At 42.2% G+C, this 19,498-nt stretch carries 15 protein-coding genes; 8 read left to right on the top strand and 7 right to left on the bottom strand.

The window, feature by feature from the left end:
- Positions 1-5 precede the first annotated feature (5 nt).
- Positions 6-2,459 carry a S9 family peptidase gene (locus ISP07_RS09400; protein WP_209327463.1) on the bottom strand — a complete coding sequence of 818 codons (2,454 nt, stop codon included), beginning with the start codon at positions 2,457-2,459 and terminating at the stop codon, positions 6-8.
- A 162-nt stretch (positions 2,460-2,621) separates the two neighbouring features.
- On the opposite strand from ISP07_RS09400, the gene ISP07_RS09395 reads away from it, so the two are divergent.
- From ISP07_RS09395 to ISP07_RS09380, 4 genes are all read left to right on the top strand, one after another.
- Positions 2,622-3,629 carry a LacI family DNA-binding transcriptional regulator gene (locus tag ISP07_RS09395; RefSeq protein WP_054553993.1) on the top strand — a complete coding sequence of 336 codons (1,008 nt, stop codon included), beginning with the start codon at positions 2,622-2,624 and terminating at the stop codon, positions 3,627-3,629.
- Positions 3,626-4,846, top strand: a complete 1,221-nt coding sequence (locus ISP07_RS09390; protein WP_209327462.1) for a glycosyltransferase — start codon at positions 3,626-3,628, stop codon at positions 4,844-4,846. The genes ISP07_RS09395 and ISP07_RS09390 overlap by 4 nt, the downstream gene beginning before the upstream one ends.
- Positions 4,847-4,996: 150 nt before the next feature.
- Complete coding sequence (locus ISP07_RS09385; protein WP_209327461.1) at positions 4,997-6,223, top strand: threonine/serine ThrE exporter family protein; 1,227 nt, start codon at positions 4,997-4,999, stop codon at positions 6,221-6,223.
- Between the two features lie 126 nt (positions 6,224-6,349).
- On the top strand, positions 6,350-8,590 hold the full coding sequence (locus ISP07_RS09380) for a cytochrome c3 family protein (RefSeq protein ID WP_209327483.1): 2,241 nt from the start codon (positions 6,350-6,352) through the stop codon (positions 8,588-8,590).
- Positions 8,591-8,637: 47 nt separating this feature from the next.
- On the opposite strand, the gene ISP07_RS09375 is transcribed toward ISP07_RS09380, so the two are convergent.
- A complete protein-coding gene (locus ISP07_RS09375; protein WP_209327460.1) occupies positions 8,638-10,134 on the bottom strand; it encodes an arylsulfatase in 1,497 nt (498 codons plus the stop codon).
- A gap of 327 nt (positions 10,135-10,461) precedes the next feature.
- On the opposite strand from ISP07_RS09375, the gene ISP07_RS09370 reads away from it, so the two are divergent.
- From ISP07_RS09370 to ISP07_RS09360, 3 genes are all read left to right on the top strand, one after another.
- Positions 10,462-11,253 carry a hypothetical protein gene (locus ISP07_RS09370; RefSeq protein ID WP_209327459.1) on the top strand — a complete coding sequence of 264 codons (792 nt, stop codon included), beginning with the start codon at positions 10,462-10,464 and terminating at the stop codon, positions 11,251-11,253.
- A 42-nt stretch (positions 11,254-11,295) separates the two neighbouring features.
- Positions 11,296-12,465, top strand: coding sequence for a BamA/TamA family outer membrane protein (locus ISP07_RS09365; protein WP_324616121.1), 1,170 nt, complete (start codon positions 11,296-11,298; stop codon positions 12,463-12,465).
- A gap of 110 nt (positions 12,466-12,575) precedes the next feature.
- Entirely contained in the window at positions 12,576-13,037 is a 462-nt protein-coding gene (locus tag ISP07_RS09360) for a hypothetical protein (protein WP_054553999.1), read from the top strand.
- An 8-nt stretch (positions 13,038-13,045) separates the two neighbouring features.
- Here the strand turns inward: ISP07_RS09360 and map are convergent, their stop codons facing one another.
- The 4 genes from map to ISP07_RS09340 form a co-directional block, all read right to left on the bottom strand.
- Positions 13,046-13,828, bottom strand: coding sequence for a type I methionyl aminopeptidase (gene map / locus ISP07_RS09355; RefSeq protein ID WP_209327458.1), 783 nt, complete (start codon positions 13,826-13,828; stop codon positions 13,046-13,048).
- Positions 13,821-14,027, bottom strand: a complete 207-nt coding sequence (locus ISP07_RS09350) for a ParD-like family protein (RefSeq protein ID WP_119853080.1) — start codon at positions 14,025-14,027, stop codon at positions 13,821-13,823. The genes map and ISP07_RS09350 overlap by 8 nt, the downstream gene beginning before the upstream one ends.
- A 72-nt stretch (positions 14,028-14,099) precedes the next feature.
- Complete coding sequence (locus ISP07_RS09345) at positions 14,100-15,584, bottom strand: S41 family peptidase (RefSeq protein ID WP_209327457.1); 1,485 nt, start codon at positions 15,582-15,584, stop codon at positions 14,100-14,102.
- Positions 15,585-16,162: 578 nt separating this feature from the next.
- A complete protein-coding gene (locus ISP07_RS09340; protein WP_209327456.1) occupies positions 16,163-17,683 on the bottom strand; it encodes an aldehyde dehydrogenase family protein in 1,521 nt (506 codons plus the stop codon).
- A 177-nt stretch (positions 17,684-17,860) separates the two neighbouring features.
- On the opposite strand from ISP07_RS09340, the gene ISP07_RS09335 reads away from it, so the two are divergent.
- Positions 17,861-18,769, top strand: a complete 909-nt coding sequence (locus tag ISP07_RS09335; RefSeq protein WP_209327455.1) for an AraC family transcriptional regulator — start codon at positions 17,861-17,863, stop codon at positions 18,767-18,769.
- Here ISP07_RS09335 and ISP07_RS09330 read toward each other — a convergent pair.
- A complete protein-coding gene (locus ISP07_RS09330) occupies positions 18,759-19,430 on the bottom strand; it encodes a YoaK family protein (RefSeq protein ID WP_209327454.1) in 672 nt (223 codons plus the stop codon). The two genes, ISP07_RS09335 and ISP07_RS09330, sit on opposite strands and share 11 nt — an antisense overlap.
- Positions 19,431-19,498: the final 68 nt, after the last annotated feature.

The raw sequence follows: 19,498 nt of genomic DNA, 5'->3' as shown, positions 1-19,498 counted from the left end.
ACTAACTACTGAGTGACACCGTCAGCGGCAACTGGCTCTGCGGGTTTTTCGTCACTTAATAAGTATTTTTCTAACCACTGCTCTTGCTCCCAAAGTACATGCAGCAAGCTCTTACGAGCGCGATAGCCATGCGCCTCATAAGGTAACATCACTAAGCGGGCTTCTTTACCTAAGCCTTTTAGTGCAGCGTACATACGCTCACTTTGCATTGGGAAGGTACCCGAATTAGGATCTTCTTGACCATGGATCATCAGCATAGGCTCATTGATTTTCTCAGTGTGGAAAAACGGTGACATCGCCGCGTACACATCTTGCGCTTGCCAAAAGTCACGCTCTTCACCTTGGAAACCAAATGGCGTTAGGGTGCGGTTGTAAGCACCACTGCGGGCAATACCGGTTTTAAATAAATCGCTGTGCGCTAATAAATTCGCCACCATAAAGGCACCATAAGAGTGGCCTGCAATGGCAATGTTATCTTTATCTGCCACACCTTTTTCAACAAGTACATCTACCGCAGCCTTAGCACTTGCTACCAGCTGCTTACGGAATAAGTCGTTTGGCTCTTTACCGTCAACACCCACGATTGGCATTTTCGGGTCGTCAAATACGGCAATACCTTTTGCAAGGTAAGGCATTGGCCCCCAATAACCGATATAAGTAAACTCATAAGGCGACTCGCGCATTTGTGACGCAACGGCTTTATCTTTATATTCAAGCGGATAAGCCCACATTAGAACCGGTAACGGGCCTTGAGTTGAATCATAACCAGGCGGTAAATAAAGCGTACCACTAAGCTCAACGCCATCATCACGCTTGTATCGAATTAGCTCTTTAGTCACCCCTTTAAATTCTGGGTAAGGGTGCTCAAAAGTCGTAAGTTGAGTCAGGGTTTTATCGTCTAGGTCGCGAATAAAAAAGTTAGGTTGCTCAGTTTTAGATTCGCGAATCGTAATTAAACGCTCGCCTTCATCATCAAGCATTGCACGCACACGCTCATAGTATGGCGCTTCTGATTGCCAAACACGTGTTGTAGAATTGGTTTTTACATCATATCGGTCTAAAAACGGAATATTACCTTGTTCAGAGGCACCGTTACCGCGTAAGAAAAGATAACGCCCACCAACAACTTTTAATACGTCAGCGCCTAAATCATTCTTTTCATAAATTGGGTAACCTGGATCTTTATACGCATCGTTATAGCTGCGCTCAGAAAATAGCACACGGTTTTTATCTGCATTACGAGGTTGAATAACAAATGTGCGAACTTGTCGGTCGCTAAAGCGCCATTCAGATAACAGAGCAATATTACCGTTGCCCCAAGTAATTGAGTCAAAACGGCGTTCAACTTTCGCAAATAACTTCGCATCACGTTTAAAAGGTGCTCTTAGGCTATAAAGGTGATCGTGATAAGGCACGTCGGTTTTCATATCACCGCCGTCTTGTGCTTCTGCCCAAATGATCTCAGCGCCTTGATCTGCTCGCCATTGAAATTCGCGGCGACCAGTACGCACACTGTCATAACCTTGTGGAATGTTATCTGCTAAAGGCTGCTTCGCAAGCTCTGCTAACGTATAGCCACGCATGCCCCAAATTTGCCAAGTCGCAGCAAATCGGCTGTAAGGTACTTGATACGAAAAAGGCTCATCAATCATGCCAACCAAAATATTGGTTGAATCAGGCGAGACCGAAAACGATTTAATTAAGCCCGGTTGACCAATCGGTTGGCCTTGACCACTGAGCGGAATATAAGTCAGCTGGCTTTGGGCAAAGAACTTAAATTGTGCTTCATCGTATGGGCTAGTTAGCAGGTTTTGATAAGTACGCGCAGGCGCTTTTTCACCACTACTTTGCTGAATAACAGGCACAACCTGCGAGCTGTCGTTGCTGATACGTGCTTTACCAATATTGACCGCTGCATTAGCGACAATAGCGCTGCTATCTGGCAGCCAAGTATAAGACGTGCGCGTTAGCACAGAATTAAGAGGCGTATCACTTAACTGGCGGGCTTGCTTAGTACTTACATTATAGACCCATAGGTTAGCACTCGATGCTTGCTCAACCACAAATGCCAAATATTGACTGTCGCTTGACCAACTTGGTGAGCGTAAAATGCCATTTGGCAAACCAGATACACCAATTTCAGAGCCTGTTTCAACATGCTTAAGCACTAAAGATGTAAATTTATTACGCACTCGTGAGCGCGAAAAATTAGCAGGATTAAGCTTAATGCCCGCAAGTTTTAACTCTTCTTTGGCTAAGTCTTGTAAGGTATCGATGCGTTTTCTATCGAATAGCGCCAGCCACTGGCCATCATTCGATAAATAACTACTTGGTGCGAGCTTAGCGTCAACCACAGCAGCCAGTGCCGGCGATGGAGTTTGATAACCTTGATTAGCAAAACTGGGTGTGCAAACAGCTGCGCCAATGACTAGCGCAAAAAGCAGTTTAAATGCTTTCATGTTCGTTCCTTTTTCGTTTTTATTTTCGATTCTGTAAACAAGTAGAACATGTTTGCAGCATTTCATAAAGAGTTTCGACCCTTTTGGCAGCCAATCAGTGACTTAAACAGCTAAATTACGCTAAAATAAGAGCACTCTATTCGCCACTTTTTGCTAATAAAAATGAAAAAATCGACAGGCAAAGTCACAATTTGGGATGTGGCTGAACAAGCACAGGTTTCAAAGTCAACGGTGTCTTTGGTCCTTACCAACAGTGATAAGGTCAGTAAAAAAAGTAAAGAAAAAGTACTGGCTGCCATTGATAAGCTTGGCTATGTGTATAACCGCGATGCTGCAGCCCTACGCAGCAAGCGATCAAACCTAGTCGCGTTGGTTATAAATGACTTAACCAACCCGTATTCAGCTCAGCTTGCTGTTGGTCTCGAAAAACACATCTTTGAGCTTGGCATGCTGCCAATGCTGGTGAATATTGCAGAGTGTGTCGAAAGGCAAACTCAAGTGGTGAAAACCCTAAAAGAATACAACGTATCGGCGTTTATTATGTGTCCAGCACCGGGGACAGAGCAGCAGTGGCAAGATGATTTAATAAATAGTGGTTTTCCGGTTATTAATATCATGCGTGAAATTCCGTTTTCAGCTGCGCCGTGTATTTTGCCTGATAACAAAAAAGGCACACATATTTCGACTAGCCATATTTTATCGCAAGGCATAGAAGAAGTTGCATTTTTAGGCGGCACGGCAGAAATATCTGACTACCATGAACGTTTAAGTGGTTTTTTAGCTGCGCTTGAGCAATTTAATATCACTGACGAAAAACCCGTTATTCAAGCGCCGACAAACCGCCAAGGTGGCCGAGAAGCCTTTAATACCCTTATAAAACAAGCGCCAAATACCAAGGCCATTGTCTGTTTTAATGATGTGATTGCTTACGGCGCGATTGAAGCTATGCGCCAACACGGCCTTGAGCCGGGTAAAGACATTAAAGTTATTGGCTTTGATGACCTAGAAGATTCACGCTTAATGCTGCCCTCTCTTTCAACCATCGCCATTAATGCCGATGAAATCGGTAAACGCACCTGCCAGGTGTTAAAAGAACTATTAGATAAATCAACGCCACCCGTTCGCACCTTGGTGGATGTTAACTTAAAAATACGAGATTCAAGTCAATGAAAAAAGTGTTAGTGATCGGTTATGTATGGCCTGAGCCTAATTCGTCGGCAGCCGGCACCCACATGATGTCACTCTTGCGCGCCTTTCGTGCAGAAAACTGGCAAGTTGAATTTGCAAGCCCAGCGCAAAAAACCGAACACATGGTGGATCTCAGCGAAGATGGCATTACCACACAGGTCATTGCATTAAACTGCTCAAGCTTTGATGAGTACGTGCAAGCGTATAACCCTGATATTGTGATGTTTGATCGCTTTATGATGGAAGAACAGTTTGGTTGGCGAGTCGATAAATACTGCCCTAAAGCACTTAAAATTCTTGATACCGAAGATTTACAGTGCCTAAGAAATGCCCGTCACGAAGCTCACAAAGCAGGCCGAGAATTCAGCCATAGTGATTTACACAGCGATATTGCAAAGCGAGAAATCGCGGCAATTTTACGCTCAGACATCAGTTTAATTATCTCGCATTACGAGATGCAGCTACTCAATGACGTTTTCAAAGTTGATAGCGCCCTACTTCACCATTTACCATTTTTGGTTGATTTACAGCATATTCCTACCAGCACCAAAGCATTTGCTGAGCGTAAGCACTTTATGACCATTGGTAATTTTCGTCATGCGCCAAACTGGGATGCTGTGTTGTACTTGCAACAGATTTGGCCGCTGATCCGCAAACAATTACCCGATGCTGAACTCCATATTTATGGCTCCTACCCGCCACCTAAGGCGACAGCGCTTAACAATCCAAAAACCGGCTTCTTAATCAAAGGCTGGGCAGATGATGCTTATCAAGTTATGGAAGATGCCCGAGTATGTTTATCGCCACTGCGTTTTGGGGCTGGTATCAAGGGTAAGTTACTCGAAGCGATGATCATGCAAACGCCGAGCGTAACAACCCCTATTGGTAGTGAAGGCATGCATCAAGATGAGCCATGGTCAGGCGCAATCTGTGAAGATGCACAGCAATTTGCTGATGCAGCAGTGGCACTTTATCAAGATGAAGCTCTGTTTACCCAAGCACTGCAAAATGGCCAGCTGTTATTGCAAAAATATTATGATAAATCAAAACTTCAGTCGCAGTTAATCGCTAAAATCACCGCCATTAGTGAGTCATTAGCGCAGCATAGACAGCAAAATTTTACCGGCCAAATGCTTAAACATCACACCATGCGTTCGACCCAATACATGGCGCAGTGGATTGAAGCAAAAAATAAGTAATTTTGCCGTAAATAACACTAGACATAGCGGCTTTTGTCGCTAAAATCGCGCAGGTCAATTTTAAGCGATATAGTCTAGCTATTAGACTATATCTTATTGAATTTTGGTCTATCCTTAACTGAACAATTTAACCTTTGGTTCAAAACGCCTTTGAAAACCGCAACGTTTACTGAAAAACGAAAATTTATCGTGAAGCTTGGCAAAATGCTTCATAAATACGGTACACCTGCATACCGACTAGAAGCGCACTTAATGGAAGTTGCGACTTACCTCGGTTTAAAATCATCTTTTGTTATGTCGCCAACATCCGTGACCTTTGTTATTTGGACAGATGGTCACGAAGAAGAGTATACCCATGTGGCGCGTGTTGATCCGGGCGATCATGACTTAGGCTCGCTGGCAGATACCGATGACTTAGTAAACAAAATGCTTAATGGCGAGCTGACGCTACAAGAAGTCGATAAACAGCTCGATATCATTTACACCATGCCAAACCCATATAATAAATTTATGACTGGCGTTGCGTTTGCGACCTCGGGTGGGGCATTTGCCATGCTGATGGGTACTAGTTGGAATGATGTATTCTGGTCTGCACTCATCACCTTAGTTGTTTATCTATTTGTGCTTTGGTCAACAAGCTCAAAACGCGTTGCGCATATGCTTGAACCATTAGTTGCCATCGTATCGGCGATTATAGCCTGTGCTATTAGTGTCTATATTGATGCCCAAATAAACATACGACTGGTGGTACTTTCAGCCATCATTGTGTTTATACCCGGCTTAGCATTAGCCCTTGGGTTAGCAGAATTAGCAGCAAGGCATTTGGTATCGGGCACAGCAAGAGTGATGGACTCATTCATGCTGCTATTTAAGCTGTATTTTGGTGCTTTTATTGGAATCGGCATTGGCTTTGCTATTTTTGGCCAAAGTGATTTTGTGCAACCAGAGCCTTTACCTAAATGGACTGCTTGGCTTGCTATTTTCATGCTATGTAGCAGCCTAATCGTGATTTTTAGAACCAAACTAAAACATGCCCTTTGGTCAATCGCTTCTGGCTTTATCGCGTATGGCACAAGTATTGGTTCCGCTATGTACCTAGACTACACATTAGGTACATTTGTTGGTGCTTTATCTGTCGGGGTATTCAGTAACTTGTTTAACCGTGTTGCAAATGCACCCGCCTCTATTGTAGCCATGCAAGGTTTAATTGTTTTAGTACCTGGAAGTAAAACCTATATCGGTTTGAATTCATTAATTGAAGGTCAAGATTTCGTTTATGCGGAGCATATAGGCCAACAAACCTTCTTGATATTTATGTCATTAGTGGCGGGGCTTATCTTCGCTAACGTTGCGCTGCCACCGAAGAAAAGTCTATAACTTACTAAGCCCGAGCTTCTCGGGCTTTTTTATATCCTCGTTTTAACAAGCCGACTTTGCTTATCAGTAACAAACTGATATAACTCATAAGTGCATGTGGTAAAAATAAATAGGATTTATTCTGTGATGAGATTGGCTTGGCTGTTATGTAGCTTTTTCGCATTTAGTGTGTTTGCAGAGTCCCAGTGTGTTAACTGTCATCAAAGCCAAGTTGCAGACTGGCAAACATCCCATCATTTTCATGCTATGGAAAAAGCCACTCCCGCTTCAGTGCTTGGCAATTTCAACGAACAAACCCTCGACTATCAAGGCCAGCAAGCGCGCTTTTTTCAAAAAGACCAACAACTTTTTATAAGCATGCCAAACCTTGATGGCAAATTGACTGACTACCCTGTTTTATACACATTTGGCTATGAGCCATTGCAGCAATACATGTTTGATATGGGCAAAGGCCACATACAACTGTTTCCATTTGCGTGGGACTCACGCAGTAAAACAGACGGCGGTCAGCGCTGGTTTGTACTGCATCCTGAGCAGAAACAACACGACCTTTTTCATTGGTCGCAAAAAGGCCAAAACTGGAATCATATGTGTGCCGATTGCCACTCAACTGATTTCAAAAAGCAATTTGACCTTAAAACGAATAGCTTTGATTCAACTTATTCAAGCATTAACGTGAGCTGTAAAGCGTGTCATGGCGACACACAAGCGCATTTAAAATGGGCTGATGGCGATAGCAGTATTGCCGATAAGGGCTTTACTCATAATATTAAAAAGCAAACCCCGCTGTTTACCCAAGAAATCGATGGCAGTATGCAAAGCGTGCAGCCTCTGGTAAAAAGCGAGCAAGTGCAAGTGTGTGCAACATGTCATGCTCGCCGCTCACAGCTTGATGACCGCAAAGACCCACATAGCTTTTTACAACACTTTCAAGGCTCATTACTCACTCCTGAGCTTTATCACGTTGATGGTCAAGTGTGGGACGAAGACTATGTTTGGGGTTCATTTTTACAAAGTAAAATGTTCAATGCCGGGGTAACATGTAGTAACTGCCATAACCCTCATTCGGGTAAATTAAAACTACCGGGTAATCAAACCTGTACGCAATGTCATAGCCAAGAGGTGTTCGACACGCCAAAACATCACGGTCATAAAGTGGCAAGTACTGGTAGCCAATGTGTTGATTGTCATATGCCTGCCACCACCTATATGCAAGTTGATGCAAGGCGCGACCACAGCTTTCGGGTACCACGCCCAGACTTAACATTAAAAACCAATGCTCCAAACGCCTGTAATAGCTGCCATGAAGACAAGACGCCACAATGGGCGGTTGCTAAAATAAAAGGCTGGCATCCACATTCAAAGCACCTTGGCACTGCGCATTTTTCTGAGGCGTTTTATGCCGCGGATAACCGTTTGCCTAATGCATCAACCATGCTGACCAAAATCGTGCAAGATAAAGGCTTTCCTGAGATCATCCGTGCATCAGCATTAAGCCGCTTAGCCGCAAGCCAAGATAACAATGCTGTCGTCGCGATTGCTCGCTCAGTAAAAGACAGCGAACCATTAAAACGCCAAGCAGCCATTGAGGCGGCGATGCCGTTTGATATCAACCAGCGCTGGCGCCTGTTGAACCCGCTTTTAGATGATGAAAATTTGCCTATCAGAGCCGAAGCTGCACGAGCACTGGCGGCCATGTTAACTCAACCATTTCCAGCGGGTCTTAATGAGCAAGACAGCAAACGTTTAAATGCAGCCCTTGATGAATACAAAGGCATTCAAGAGTACCAAGCAGAGCGTGGCTATTCACACACCAATTTAGGCAATTTGGCGCTCACATTACAAAAGCCTGAGCAAGCCAAAGCACATTACCTGCAAGCAATCAGTGTTGAGCCTATTTTTGCTCCCGCTTATGTCAATTTAGCAGATTTATACCGTAATCAAGGCGATGAAAAAGCAGCGCAAGCCATCTTAAAACAAGGCTTAGACGTTAACCTAGAAAGCGGCGATATTCATTACGCCCTTGCAATGAGCCTTATTCGCACAAAACAAAAAAACACCGCTCTTAACCATTTACAAAAAGCAGCGCAGTTTGCACAAGAAAATGCAAACTATCAGTTTACCTACGCCCTGCTATTACAAGATTTAGGCAACATGCCAGCGGCCATCTCAGCCCTTGAGCGCGCATTTAATTTAACACCGAATAACCCAGATATCAGCTACAGTTTGGCACAGTGGTATGTGGCAGAAGAGAACTACAGCCAAGCGCTGTTTTATGCCAGAAACCTAGCCCGCCTGGTACCGGGTAACCAGCAAGTTGAGCAGTTTGTGAAACAGCTTGAAATGATGAATAGCATTAATCATTAAGCATTAAAAAAGGGCCAAGTAGGCCCTTTTCAACTTATGGTTAATAATTAATGCCCATAGTTTAGTGATTTTGCTTTTTCGATTGCTTCATTCACGTTAAGTGACGCTGCTTCTTGACGTGGTGGGAATTCAACAAAAGTTTGAACATGTTCATTTAACTTAGCAATAATCGGCTGCATCAACCAACTCTTACGCATGATTTGATGAAAACCTGTTACACCATCATAGTGCTCTAATGGATCTTTACGTAAGTTAAATAGTTTAGGCATGCTGTGAGTTACCATATCTTCGTAATATAAGCCATTTGGTTTGGTCGCGAAGTGCATTTTCCATGGACCAAAACGTACCGCCGTAAGTTGTGACTCATAGTAATAAAAGAAATAGTTACGTGCAGATTTATCAGCTTTACCAGTCCAATAAGCTAGGTTGTTTTCACCATCAATATACACTTTGTCTGACTTTTTAAGCTTTTCGCGTAAGTTCTTTTCACCTAGTGCAGCCGCAATTGTAGGGAAAACATCTTCATGTGATGAAATGCCATTGAGCTTTAAGCCTTTTGGTATTTCATCAGGCCAGCGTACCAAGAAAGGCACGCGCACGCCCCCTTCCCACGTTGTCATTTTTTCACCACGGAACTCAGTGGTTCCTGCATCAGGCCAGCTTGATTGCTCAGGACCATTATCGCTGGTGTAAATAACAATAGTGTTATCGGCAATTTTTAGCTCATCAAGTTTATCTAGTAGCTTGCCAACATGACCATCATGCTCCATTAAGCCACTACCAAAAATATCTTCTTCAGAACTAATGCCTGTCGCTAAATTTCGGCTTTCAGGTTTTAGGTGTGTGTAAACATGCATACGACTTGTGGCATGCCAAATAAAGAATGGTTTTTTCGCTTTAACTGCGCGTTCCATAAAGTTAAGTGAGCGCTCTAACACTTCTTCGTCAAACGTTTCCATTCGTTTGCGAGTAAGTGGGCCAGTATCAGTGATTTTGCCATTGGCGTAAGATTCAATCACACCACGCGGGCCAAACTTTTTAACAAACTTAGGATCTTTAGGGTAATCAGCCTGCTCGGGTTCTTCAGACACATTTAAGTGGTACAAATTTCCGTAAAATTCATCAAAGCCATGCTTTGTTGGTAAGTGCTCATCTAAATCACCTAAGTGATTTTTACCATATTGAGCCGTCATATAACCGCGAGCTTTTAAAAATTCGGCTATGGTAGGATCGGCTTCTTTTATACCAAGAGGGTTACCAGGTTGACCTACCGTGGTTAGGCCTGTCCGCACAGGCAACTGCCCCATTAAAAATGCTGCACGGCCCGCAGTACAGCTAGGTTGTGCATAATGATCAGTAAACAATGCACCTTCGTTAGCAATGCGATCAATATTAGGGGTTGGGTAGGTCATACCGTGTGAGTATGCACTGAGTGAGATTGGCGCAACGTCATCAACCATTATGGCCAATACGTTTGGCTTATCAGCTGCAAGGCTTACCGTTGAAACCAAACCGCAAATAGCTGCCGCTATTAGTTTTTTCATAAATCATCCTTTATTAGTTAAAGCAATACCTTTCACTCACAATGAGCTTTCATCAGTATAGATGAAAAAACGGTCGATTCTAGCACTTACCTTTATATACATTGGCCTCTATCAATAAAACCACCTATTTTCTATAAACCGCTTTTGAAATTAATAATTAATACCTAACAACAAATACTTAGTGAACTTTTTAGCTATACTAATACCCCATAAATTTTAACTACTGGATCCCCATATTTTCGCCCTCAATTAGGATTGAACAAGAACAAAAAATAGACTATAACTAACTAATGAAACAGCCTTTTTATCTCTGTGTAAGGACAACACATGACTTCATATCACCTCATCACACTAATTAGTATTGGGGTTTCATTTTCCAGTTATGCGGATAATAAAAAAGAAGTACAAGACATGTCAGATCCTCTGGCTGTTTATACTCAAATAGGCTTTGGTACCACTAACAAAGGGCTAAACTTAAAAGTAGGCCAAGCATACGACACAGGTATCGCAACAACTGCCGGAATGAATGTTATTGAAGTAAAAGGCATATATGGCGATGCACTAGGCTGGGAAAGCGACAGCAAAACAACAGATTCTATCGACTCGTTTCGCTTTCGAAACTTCTCTGTTGATTTGAGCTCTATGAGTGCAACGCAAATTGATGCTAACTATAACCTTAATGCCAATCTTGTTGCTAACGAAAGTATGGATGTTTCGTACAGCTTTATTAAAGCTTTAAAACCTATGGGACGTTTCACGTTCTATCCGTTAGCTGGTGTGGGTGCATCGCTTGGTGAAAATACCCTAGAAGATGACGGCAGTCGTGACAGTGGTTATTCCATTATGGGTGCTTATGGTTTAGTGGGTATGTACGCTAAAGTGACAATTAACGATAAAATATGGCTTAACTACAATCCATTTTGGCTAACCACTATCGGCGGTAGTGATAACTACAAAGACCATTACTATGGGTTGAACCAAAGCCATATTTTAACTCATGAATTCGCCGCAAGTTACCAAATAAACCCGCGAATGAATCTCCGCTATTTTGCAAATTGGAATGAAAACGTTGACTTTGTGGATGGCGACCACCGTCTCGAGTTTAATTATCAACTATAAATTAAGATTTGAAGAAAAATAAACTACAGGGTAAGGGATTAAGTGAAAAAAGTAGTACTAATAAATATGTTGGCGGTAAGTTTACTAAGCACTGAAAGCTTTGCATCAAGTTACGATGAATATGCAATAAAACCTGCCGAGCAACAATTAAGCAATCAACAACAAAAAGTTGATGAACCTATTTCATTTTTGCCCATCCCGACGTTTATTACAGAACCAGCTGTAGGGCCTGGCCTTGGTGTTGTAGGCCTTTTTTTTCATGACAACGAGAAAAAGGCTAAAAAGAAGAAAAAAGAGGGCTCTACCCTGCCACAAAGTATCAGTTTAGTTGGCCTTATGGGCACTAAAAATGGCACCAAAGGCGGCGCTGTTGGTCACATTACGTTTTGGTATGAAGACCGTATTCGCTATCAAGGGATTGTTGGCTGGGCGAGTATCAATCTTGATTTTTATACCTTCGATGAAATAAAGCTTCTCACGCCATTATCATTAAATATTGAAGGTCCTGCTGTGTTCCAAAATCTTAAGTTACGCTATGACGATAGTAACTTCTTTTACGGTTTTAAACAGATTTATCGCCAAGTTGATATTGGCTTAGCCGATAACCCTATCGAAGATTTTTTACTTGAAAACGACATTATCAAGGAGCACCTTTCACTTGATGTAAATACGTCAGGTATCGGTCCGCTACTGGAATACGATAGCCGAGATAACCCGCTTAACCCTGAACGTGGCTTTAATTACAAGGCCGAATATTTATATTTTGATGAGGCTATTGGCAGTAAGGTTGATTACACCAGTCTAAAGCTAACCGCCTTAAACTATTGGCGTTACACCGATAAGTTTAATTTTGCTTTACGTATGCAGTATGACTCGGTTAATAATCGAGGTGAGAAACGCTTACCGGTTTACATTCCGCCAAGTATTAGCTTGCGTGGGGTGTCAGCAACGCGTTATCAAGGCCTAGATGTATTTGTTACTGAAGCTGAAGCAAGCTATAAAGTCACCCATAAAATAAAACTCAATGTGTTTACTGGTATGGGCTGGGCAGCCGATAGCTTTTCTGACTTATCAAAGGCTGAAACCATTGATACTGTGGGTGCAGGGTTTCGCTATTTGATTGATGAACATTACGGTATCAGCATTGGTTTAGATGTAGCCCATGGTCCTGAACAAAATGCTATATACATTCAAGCAGGTTCTACCTGGTAGCAAAACCAGTGCTTTTTCACTAGTTTTTAAGAAAATCCAAACCAAAAGATTGAATTCGTTGATTTCACTGCTATTATCAAAAGCTCAATAAACATTCAGGGATTGAACGGATGCATAAAAAAGTATCAACAAACCATTATCCATTCAAAAACTTTAAACCTCACGGCCTTGTTGAGTTTTATCAACGTGAAAATACACTTTTAACAACCGCAACAGGTCCTTTCAATGAAGAGATTATTGACGCGCACTCTTTTATGCAAAAGGATTACATCAATAAGCTCAACGCTGATTACGGCCAGTGGTTTGAATTAGTTGAATTTAAAAATTCGTGTATGGCAACCCCTGATGCACTTGAAAAGTTAATGGTGTATTTTGTTGAACTCAAGCGTAAGGGCATTGCACCAGCCAAAACAGCCTTAGTCATAAAAGATGGGCTTGAAGGCGGTAGCTTGCTGAGTGATACCTACTGCAATTTGTATAAACGAGCAGGCTTGATAATGAATGTATTTAAGTCAAAAACAGCGGCCCTTAACTGGTTAGCAGAAGAGCCCGTTGCTGAATTAGCCTGTTAACACACTATTTAATTTAAAAAGTGTTGCTCTTCTTCGCGTAAGGTCAACACTTCAACTCCCTCAGCCGTTACTGCTAAAGTGTGCTCCCATTGCGCAGAAAGCTTTTTATCTCTTGTAACCACAGTCCAGCCATCAGGCTTGGTTTTTACTTTAGCAGCCCCTTGATTGATCATTGGCTCAATTGTAAAGGTCATCCCCTCTTTTAATACCAGCCCGGTATTTTTCTTGCCATAATGTAATACCTGTGGCTCTTCGTGCATTTGCTGGCCGATACCATGACCACAGTATTCTTTAACCACACTATAACCATGTTGATGAGCAAAGTTTGCAATCGCATTACCTATGTCTCCGAGCCTCACACCCGGCTTAACCATTTTAATTGCGTGCCAAAGAGCTTGCTGAGTGGTGTCTACCAAACGCTTTGCTAAAGGCGATACATCTCCAATTAAGTACATTTTGCTCGAGTCAGCTAAATAGCCATTTTTCTCAAGAGTGATATCAATATTCACAATATCGCCTGCTTTTAAAATACCCTTCTCGCTAGGAAAACCATGACATACCACCTCGTTCACAGAGGCATTTAGTACATAAGGGTAGTCGTACTGCCCTTTACTTGATGGCCTTGCTTGTAACTGCTCAACAATGTAGCGCTCGACGAGATCGTTTATTTCCATTGTAGTCACTCCCTCTTTTACAAAAGGGTCGAGATAAGCAAATACATCAGCAAGTAATCGACCAGACTCTCGCATCAAAGCAATTTCGTCTGCATTTTTAATTACAACTTTACTCATCACTCACATCCTTAGCCTTCACATCAGCTTGACGAAGTTGCTCTTTGATAATATCGCTGTAAGTCATGGTGGGGTTAAGCTCTGCAAGCATCCCTATTTTAATCCAATACTCAGATTGTGAGTTGATTGAGCGTACCATCGCTGTGCTTGCTTTACGGATTTCTTCGTGTAGCTCATCGCTTATTTTAACAATACCCATCATGCGACCTATATATGAAACGTATATAGATCGTATTCATATAATATAAAAAAGCAAGAAGAACTTGTTTAATTACAACTCAGCAATCATTTTAACAAGCGCTTGCGTTGTCCATTCAAGTTCATTGAATTGAATATCAGGTTGATAATAAAAGCCTTTTTCTCGGGGTCTGTTCACATAGACCTTTATCGGCAAAATGACTTTAGCAAAACCTGAAGGTAGGGTTTCGAGCCTCACTTCCATATAGGTAGAATCGGTACTACTTGGTGCGCCAACTAACTGTGTGTTTGCAAATAATTTAAAACTATCAAGTGCGTCTAAACAGGCGCTGGCACATTGCCCTGGCACAATCACATAAACCGGTGTAGTAAACTTGCTGGCGTTTTTTGGCAATGCTGGCTGCTCTGCTGCAGGTATCTCAACATAAAAATGTTCACCTTTTTCATAAGCCGCCTGCATACTTTCGTGAGTCGTCTTTAACCATTGATACCAAGGGCTAGCTTTATCATAGCTTGCGACTACATCGCCAAAATAGTCAGTATTGCCTTTAGAAGCACGCCACCACACTTGGGTATTTTTGTCTAACTCATAGCGGCCATATTTAAACTGTTCACTACCCCAAAGTGCTGAGGCTATTTGCTCACTCCACATCGATGAGCCACCTTGATTATGGCGAAGATCAAGCACCACAGCTTTAGCTTGCATTAACTTATCATGTTGCTGTTCAATGGCGCTCAGCATCGTTTGGTAATCTGCTTGCTGCTGCTCATTGGGTGCATACGTTGGCATACTGATCCACGCAATATCCTTTAAAGGCCAATTAAGCTCAATTGGTAACTTGTCGCCGTTGTAAGCATGTTTAAGTTTACCACTGACATCATCAGGCCTAATACGCCAATTTAACTTTAAGCTGTAAACAGAGCCGTCGGCTTTTTCAAATGTGCAGCTTTCAAGTGGCGATAAAAACGGGTTTCCGTCATCAATAGTTAGTCGCCAGCCATGATTCCACCAACTACCAGGTTGCTCAACTTCGCCGTAATAGCGAAAAACACGTTCAACGAGCAAAGTATTAATTGCTGTATTATCACAGCTTACGAGCTTATCGCCCTTGGCAACTGTATCTAATTCGCTGTAATACACTTTTAACGCATCACCGCGCCATACAGTTGAAAAGCCCGGCCAACTTCTTTGGGGTTTTAATTCACTTGGTAAGGTATCAATCGCTCCCGCATGACCATCTTGTAGTACAGTTCTAAAACGTGCAATAGCCGCAGCAAAACCTTGTGAACTATGCGCTTTTACAGCCAGCTTTAAGCCTTCTTGCTTTGCTTTTTCAAGCTGTTTAGCAAAGCCTGGATTTCGTACATCATGCATCCCTGGGTGATTGATAACCGATAATTGATAAGCCGCTTCAACATCTTTTATAGCAAGTTCAGACCAATTAATTTCAGAGTGAGTGACTGTACGCCCCTCATCGGCACGACATAGATTAACACCAAAAGGGCTAAAGTTTAGAGCTGTAAAGATGAGTGATAAGTAAAGCGTCAAGCGTTTCATAAAAATCCATTTTAAATAGTTATTATGTTCAAAAACCCCCCCATTAAATCACTAAGGCATTGTTGTGGCAATAAAAAGTACTTCACATGCTAATAGATTAAAAAAATTCATCTATCAGGTTTATTTTAATCGTTTGTCGAATTAGAAGGATTACTCTAAAGTTAACCCATCAGCGCTTTTAAGCTAAACAGCTTCACACCATTGAGCGTGTTTGCGCTAACCGAATTGTTGTCACAAAAAGTCTAGCTTGTGTGTTCTCTGGGCTTTTTTATATACCGAGTCACTGCATACGTGGTGACTCAACCAAATTGTTGTCAAAAGCTTAGTTTGTGTGTTCTCTAAGCTTTTTTATTCCGAGTCATTGCACACGCGGTGACTCACCAAATTGTTGTCAAAAGCTTAGTTTGTGTGTTCTCTAAGCTTTTTTATTCCGAGTCACTGCACACGCGGTGACTCCACCAAATTGTTGTCGAAAAGCCTGGCTTGTGTGTTCGCCGGGCTTTTTTATGCCCGTTATAAAATAAAAACGCCACTAGATGTGGCGTTTGGGTAGTTTCGACAACAATAAGAAATTGCTTTTAAAAGAAACCCAGTGGATTCTCACTGTAACTTACTAATAGGTTTTTAGTTTGTTGGTAATGATCAAGGGCAAGTTTATGTGTTTCGCGGCCTATGCCTGACTTTTTATAACCACCAAACGCAGCATGTGCTGGGTACATGTGATAGCAGTTGGTCCAAACACGACCCGCTTCAATCTTACGACCAAAGTGATAAGCACGGTTCATGTTTCGACTCCATACACCAGCACCTAAGCCAAACTCAGAACTATTAGCAAGGGCTAACGCTTCGTCTTCATCTTTAAAAGTCGACATTGAAATAACCGGGCCAAAAATCTCTTCTTGGAACACGCGCATGTCGTTAGTGCCTTTTAATAGCGTTGGTTGAATGTAGTAACCGCCATTAAACTCATCAGACAGTTGCTCGACTTCGCCGCCAGCGAGGACTTCGGCCCCTTCTTGTTTACCAATTTCGATGTAGCTTAGGATCTTATCAAACTGAGCTTGTGATGCTTGAGCACCCACCATAGTCTCGGTATCAAGTGGATTACCCCGTTTAATTTGTAGAGTTCGGGCAAGAACACGCTCAATAAATTGCTCGTAAATATCTTCTTGAATAAATAAACGCGATGGACACGTACACACTTCACCTTGGTTAAAGTACGCAAGTACAGCCCCTTCAATCGCCTTACTCAAAAACTCATCGTCTTTTTCCATGACATCGTTAAAGAAGATATTTGGTGATTTACCACCTAGCTCAACCGTCGAAGGAATAATATTATCAGCAGCGCATTTTAAAATATGTGAACCCACTGGCGTTGAGCCTGTAAAGGCAATCTTCGCAATTCGAGTACTGGTTGCCAGCGCTTCGCCTGCTTCTTTACCATAGCCGTTAACCACATTTAGAACACCTGCAGGCAATAAGTCACCAATCACTTCAAGCAGCACTAATATAGATGCTGGCGTTTGTTCAGCTGGTTTTAAAACAATACAGTTACCAGCAGCAAGGGCTGGTGCAAGTTTCCATGCCGCCATTAACAATGGGAAATTCCAAGGAATAATTTGCCCGACTACACCCAGTGGTTCATGAAAATGATAAGCAACGGTGGTTTCGTCTATCTCACCGATTGAACCTTCTTGCGCACGCACACAACCTGCGAAATAGCGAAAGTGATCAGCCGCGAGTGGCACGTCTGCCGCAAGTGTTTCACGGATTGCTTTACCGTTATCCCAGGTTTCGGCCACTGCCAGCATTTCTAGGTTTTGTTCAATGCGATCAGCAATTTTTAATAAGATATTGCTACGCTCGGTGACCGACGATGTTCCCCATGCCGCTTTTGCATCGTGGGCTTTATCAAGTGCCAGCTCGATATCTTCTTCTGATGAACGAGGTACTTTACAAAACACTTTGCCGTTTACTGGACTAATGTTTTCAAAGTATTCTCCTTTTACAGGGGCAACCCACTGGCCACCAATATAATTCTCATACTGCGCTTTAAAGTTAACTTTTGCGCCTTCACTGCCTGGATTTGCATAAATCATAATGTGTTCTCTCTTCAAATTGTTGTGTTTTATTTAGCATTGACTAAATTATGCGGTAGGTTATTGTTTAATGAACCGCTAACAATTGAAGTTAGCTCAGTTACTGAAAACACACTTGATTCCTAGTCCAGACTTTTTGACTATTTGTCCAGAATTTAGGGCGACAGCGAGGCAACAATGAACACATCAGTCAGCAATAGAAGTTTAGATAAAAAACGACAACGTATTGATGTGCTTATTGAAAATAAAGTCAGTTTTGCGGGTGAACATGCTGAATTAAGTATTTACGACACTTACTTAGATGCCCAAAAAGTGGCGTTACATTCCACTGAATTATTATTTTGCGGCATGATCAGCGGTAAAAAAATCATGCATGTTGCCGACAGTGATTATCATGAGGAGTTTTTGCCAAACCAGTCATTTGTACTTGCCCCAGAGCAAGGGGTGCTAATCGACTTTCCTAATGCGTCTCTTAATCAACCTACAACCTGTTTAGCGATTGAAATCAGTACCGACAAAATAAGCCAAGTCATTGATGCTCTTAATTTTAACCAGCAAATTACGCAAGATGACTTTTTCCAATATCAAGCCAAATTAGTGCACGCCCAGCATAACCCGCAAACTCAGCAACTGCTTGAGCGGATGATCACCCTGTTTAGTGAAAATGAACAACACCGCGATTACTTAATTGATTTATCACTCAATGAACTCATAACCCGCCTGTTACAGCAGCAAAGCCGAGATTTAATGATAGCAAGTTGTAAGCAAGGCAAGCTCGCAACTCCGTTAAGCCATGTAGTAAGTTATATAGAACAGCACCTTGCTGAGAATATTGATATTGATGTGTTATGTAAAATAGCCTGTATGAGCCGCAGTAAATTTTATCAGCAATTTAAACTAGCCTTTGGTGTTACTCCCGCTCACTGGCAACAGCAATTACGCTTACAAAAAGCGTATAAACTGCTCGAAAAAGGTGAGGCGATTAGCCAAGTTTGTTATCAATTAGGCTTTAATAACCCAAGCCATTTTAGCCGTGTGTTTAAACAAGCCTTTGGTACAACACCTAAGAGTATCGCTAACCATTAAGTTCTGGATTGCGATGAGAATAAACACGATAGGTCAAGGCAAGTAAAATACAGATGGCACTTGGCACATAAAGCGCCGAAAAGCTCATTTTTGCAAATAACCATGCCCCTGCTAAGCCGCCAAGAATAAACCCTAAAATGATTAGGCCGAACAGTTTAGCCTTACGTTTATCAAGTGCCTCGCCACGTAAAACGCGACCAAACATAATACCTAAATCAGTGAAGATACCCGTTACATGGGTGGTACGAACAATTGCACCACTGTAAGTTGTTGCTAAGGCGTTTTGTAAACCACATGCCGCAGACGCTAAAAAGTGCCCGTAGCCAGAGCCATTAAATAATAGCCAAAGTGCGCCCAGTAAAAGCCCTGCTTCAATGAATAATGCTGTGTCGTAATGACGACCTAGTTTAAGTGCTGAACTATGTAGCAAAAAACCAGCAATACCAGACCCAACTAAAAATGACAGTAATACGCCTAATAAATGTAACGCATCAAGGCTATTGCCATGCATGAGATCTGTGCCAAGCAAGGTTGCGGTTCCCGATAAATGCGATACCGCTTGATGCTCAAAGCTAAGTAAACCAACTGCATTCACACACCCAGCCACCAGCGCCAAAATAAATGCGCCAATCTCAACCCATTTTGGTAACTTAGAAATCACTCGCTACTCGCCTTTTTCTCACCCTCGTACTCATTCTTTTATGGTACGCCTATTTTTATGACTAAAAA

Origin of the sequence: Pseudoalteromonas sp. PA2MD11 (genome assembly GCF_017808125.1) — a bacterium.
Taxonomy (GTDB): Bacteria; Pseudomonadota; Gammaproteobacteria; order Enterobacterales; family Alteromonadaceae; genus Pseudoalteromonas; species Pseudoalteromonas simplex.
Note: the sequence above shows the minus strand (reverse complement) of the source record. Positions and strands in the feature narration are given on the sequence as shown.

Excerpts from the sequence above, each read along its gene's own strand:
- ISP07_RS09400 (WP_209327463.1), bottom strand. The coding sequence starts at position 2,459 with ATGAAAGCATTTAAACTGCTTTTTGCGCTAGTCATTGGCGCAGCTGTT.
- ISP07_RS09395 (WP_054553993.1), top strand. The coding sequence starts at position 2,622 with ATGAAAAAATCGACAGGCAAAGTCACAATTTGGGATGTGGCTGAACAA.
- ISP07_RS09390 (WP_209327462.1), top strand. The coding sequence starts at position 3,626 with ATGAAAAAAGTGTTAGTGATCGGTTATGTATGGCCTGAGCCTAATTCG.
- ISP07_RS09380 (WP_209327483.1), top strand. The coding sequence starts at position 6,350 with ATGAGATTGGCTTGGCTGTTATGTAGCTTTTTCGCATTTAGTGTGTTT.
- ISP07_RS09375 (WP_209327460.1), bottom strand. The coding sequence starts at position 10,134 with ATGAAAAAACTAATAGCGGCAGCTATTTGCGGTTTGGTTTCAACGGTA.
- ISP07_RS09370 (WP_209327459.1), top strand. The coding sequence starts at position 10,462 with ATGACTTCATATCACCTCATCACACTAATTAGTATTGGGGTTTCATTT.
- ISP07_RS09360 (WP_054553999.1), top strand. The coding sequence starts at position 12,576 with ATGCATAAAAAAGTATCAACAAACCATTATCCATTCAAAAACTTTAAA.
- map (WP_209327458.1), bottom strand. The coding sequence starts at position 13,828 with ATGAGTAAAGTTGTAATTAAAAATGCAGACGAAATTGCTTTGATGCGA.
- ISP07_RS09350 (WP_119853080.1), bottom strand. The coding sequence starts at position 14,027 with ATGGGTATTGTTAAAATAAGCGATGAGCTACACGAAGAAATCCGTAAA.
- ISP07_RS09345 (WP_209327457.1), bottom strand. The coding sequence starts at position 15,584 with ATGAAACGCTTGACGCTTTACTTATCACTCATCTTTACAGCTCTAAAC.
- ISP07_RS09340 (WP_209327456.1), bottom strand. The coding sequence starts at position 17,683 with ATGATTTATGCAAATCCAGGCAGTGAAGGCGCAAAAGTTAACTTTAAA.
- ISP07_RS09335 (WP_209327455.1), top strand. The coding sequence starts at position 17,861 with ATGAACACATCAGTCAGCAATAGAAGTTTAGATAAAAAACGACAACGT.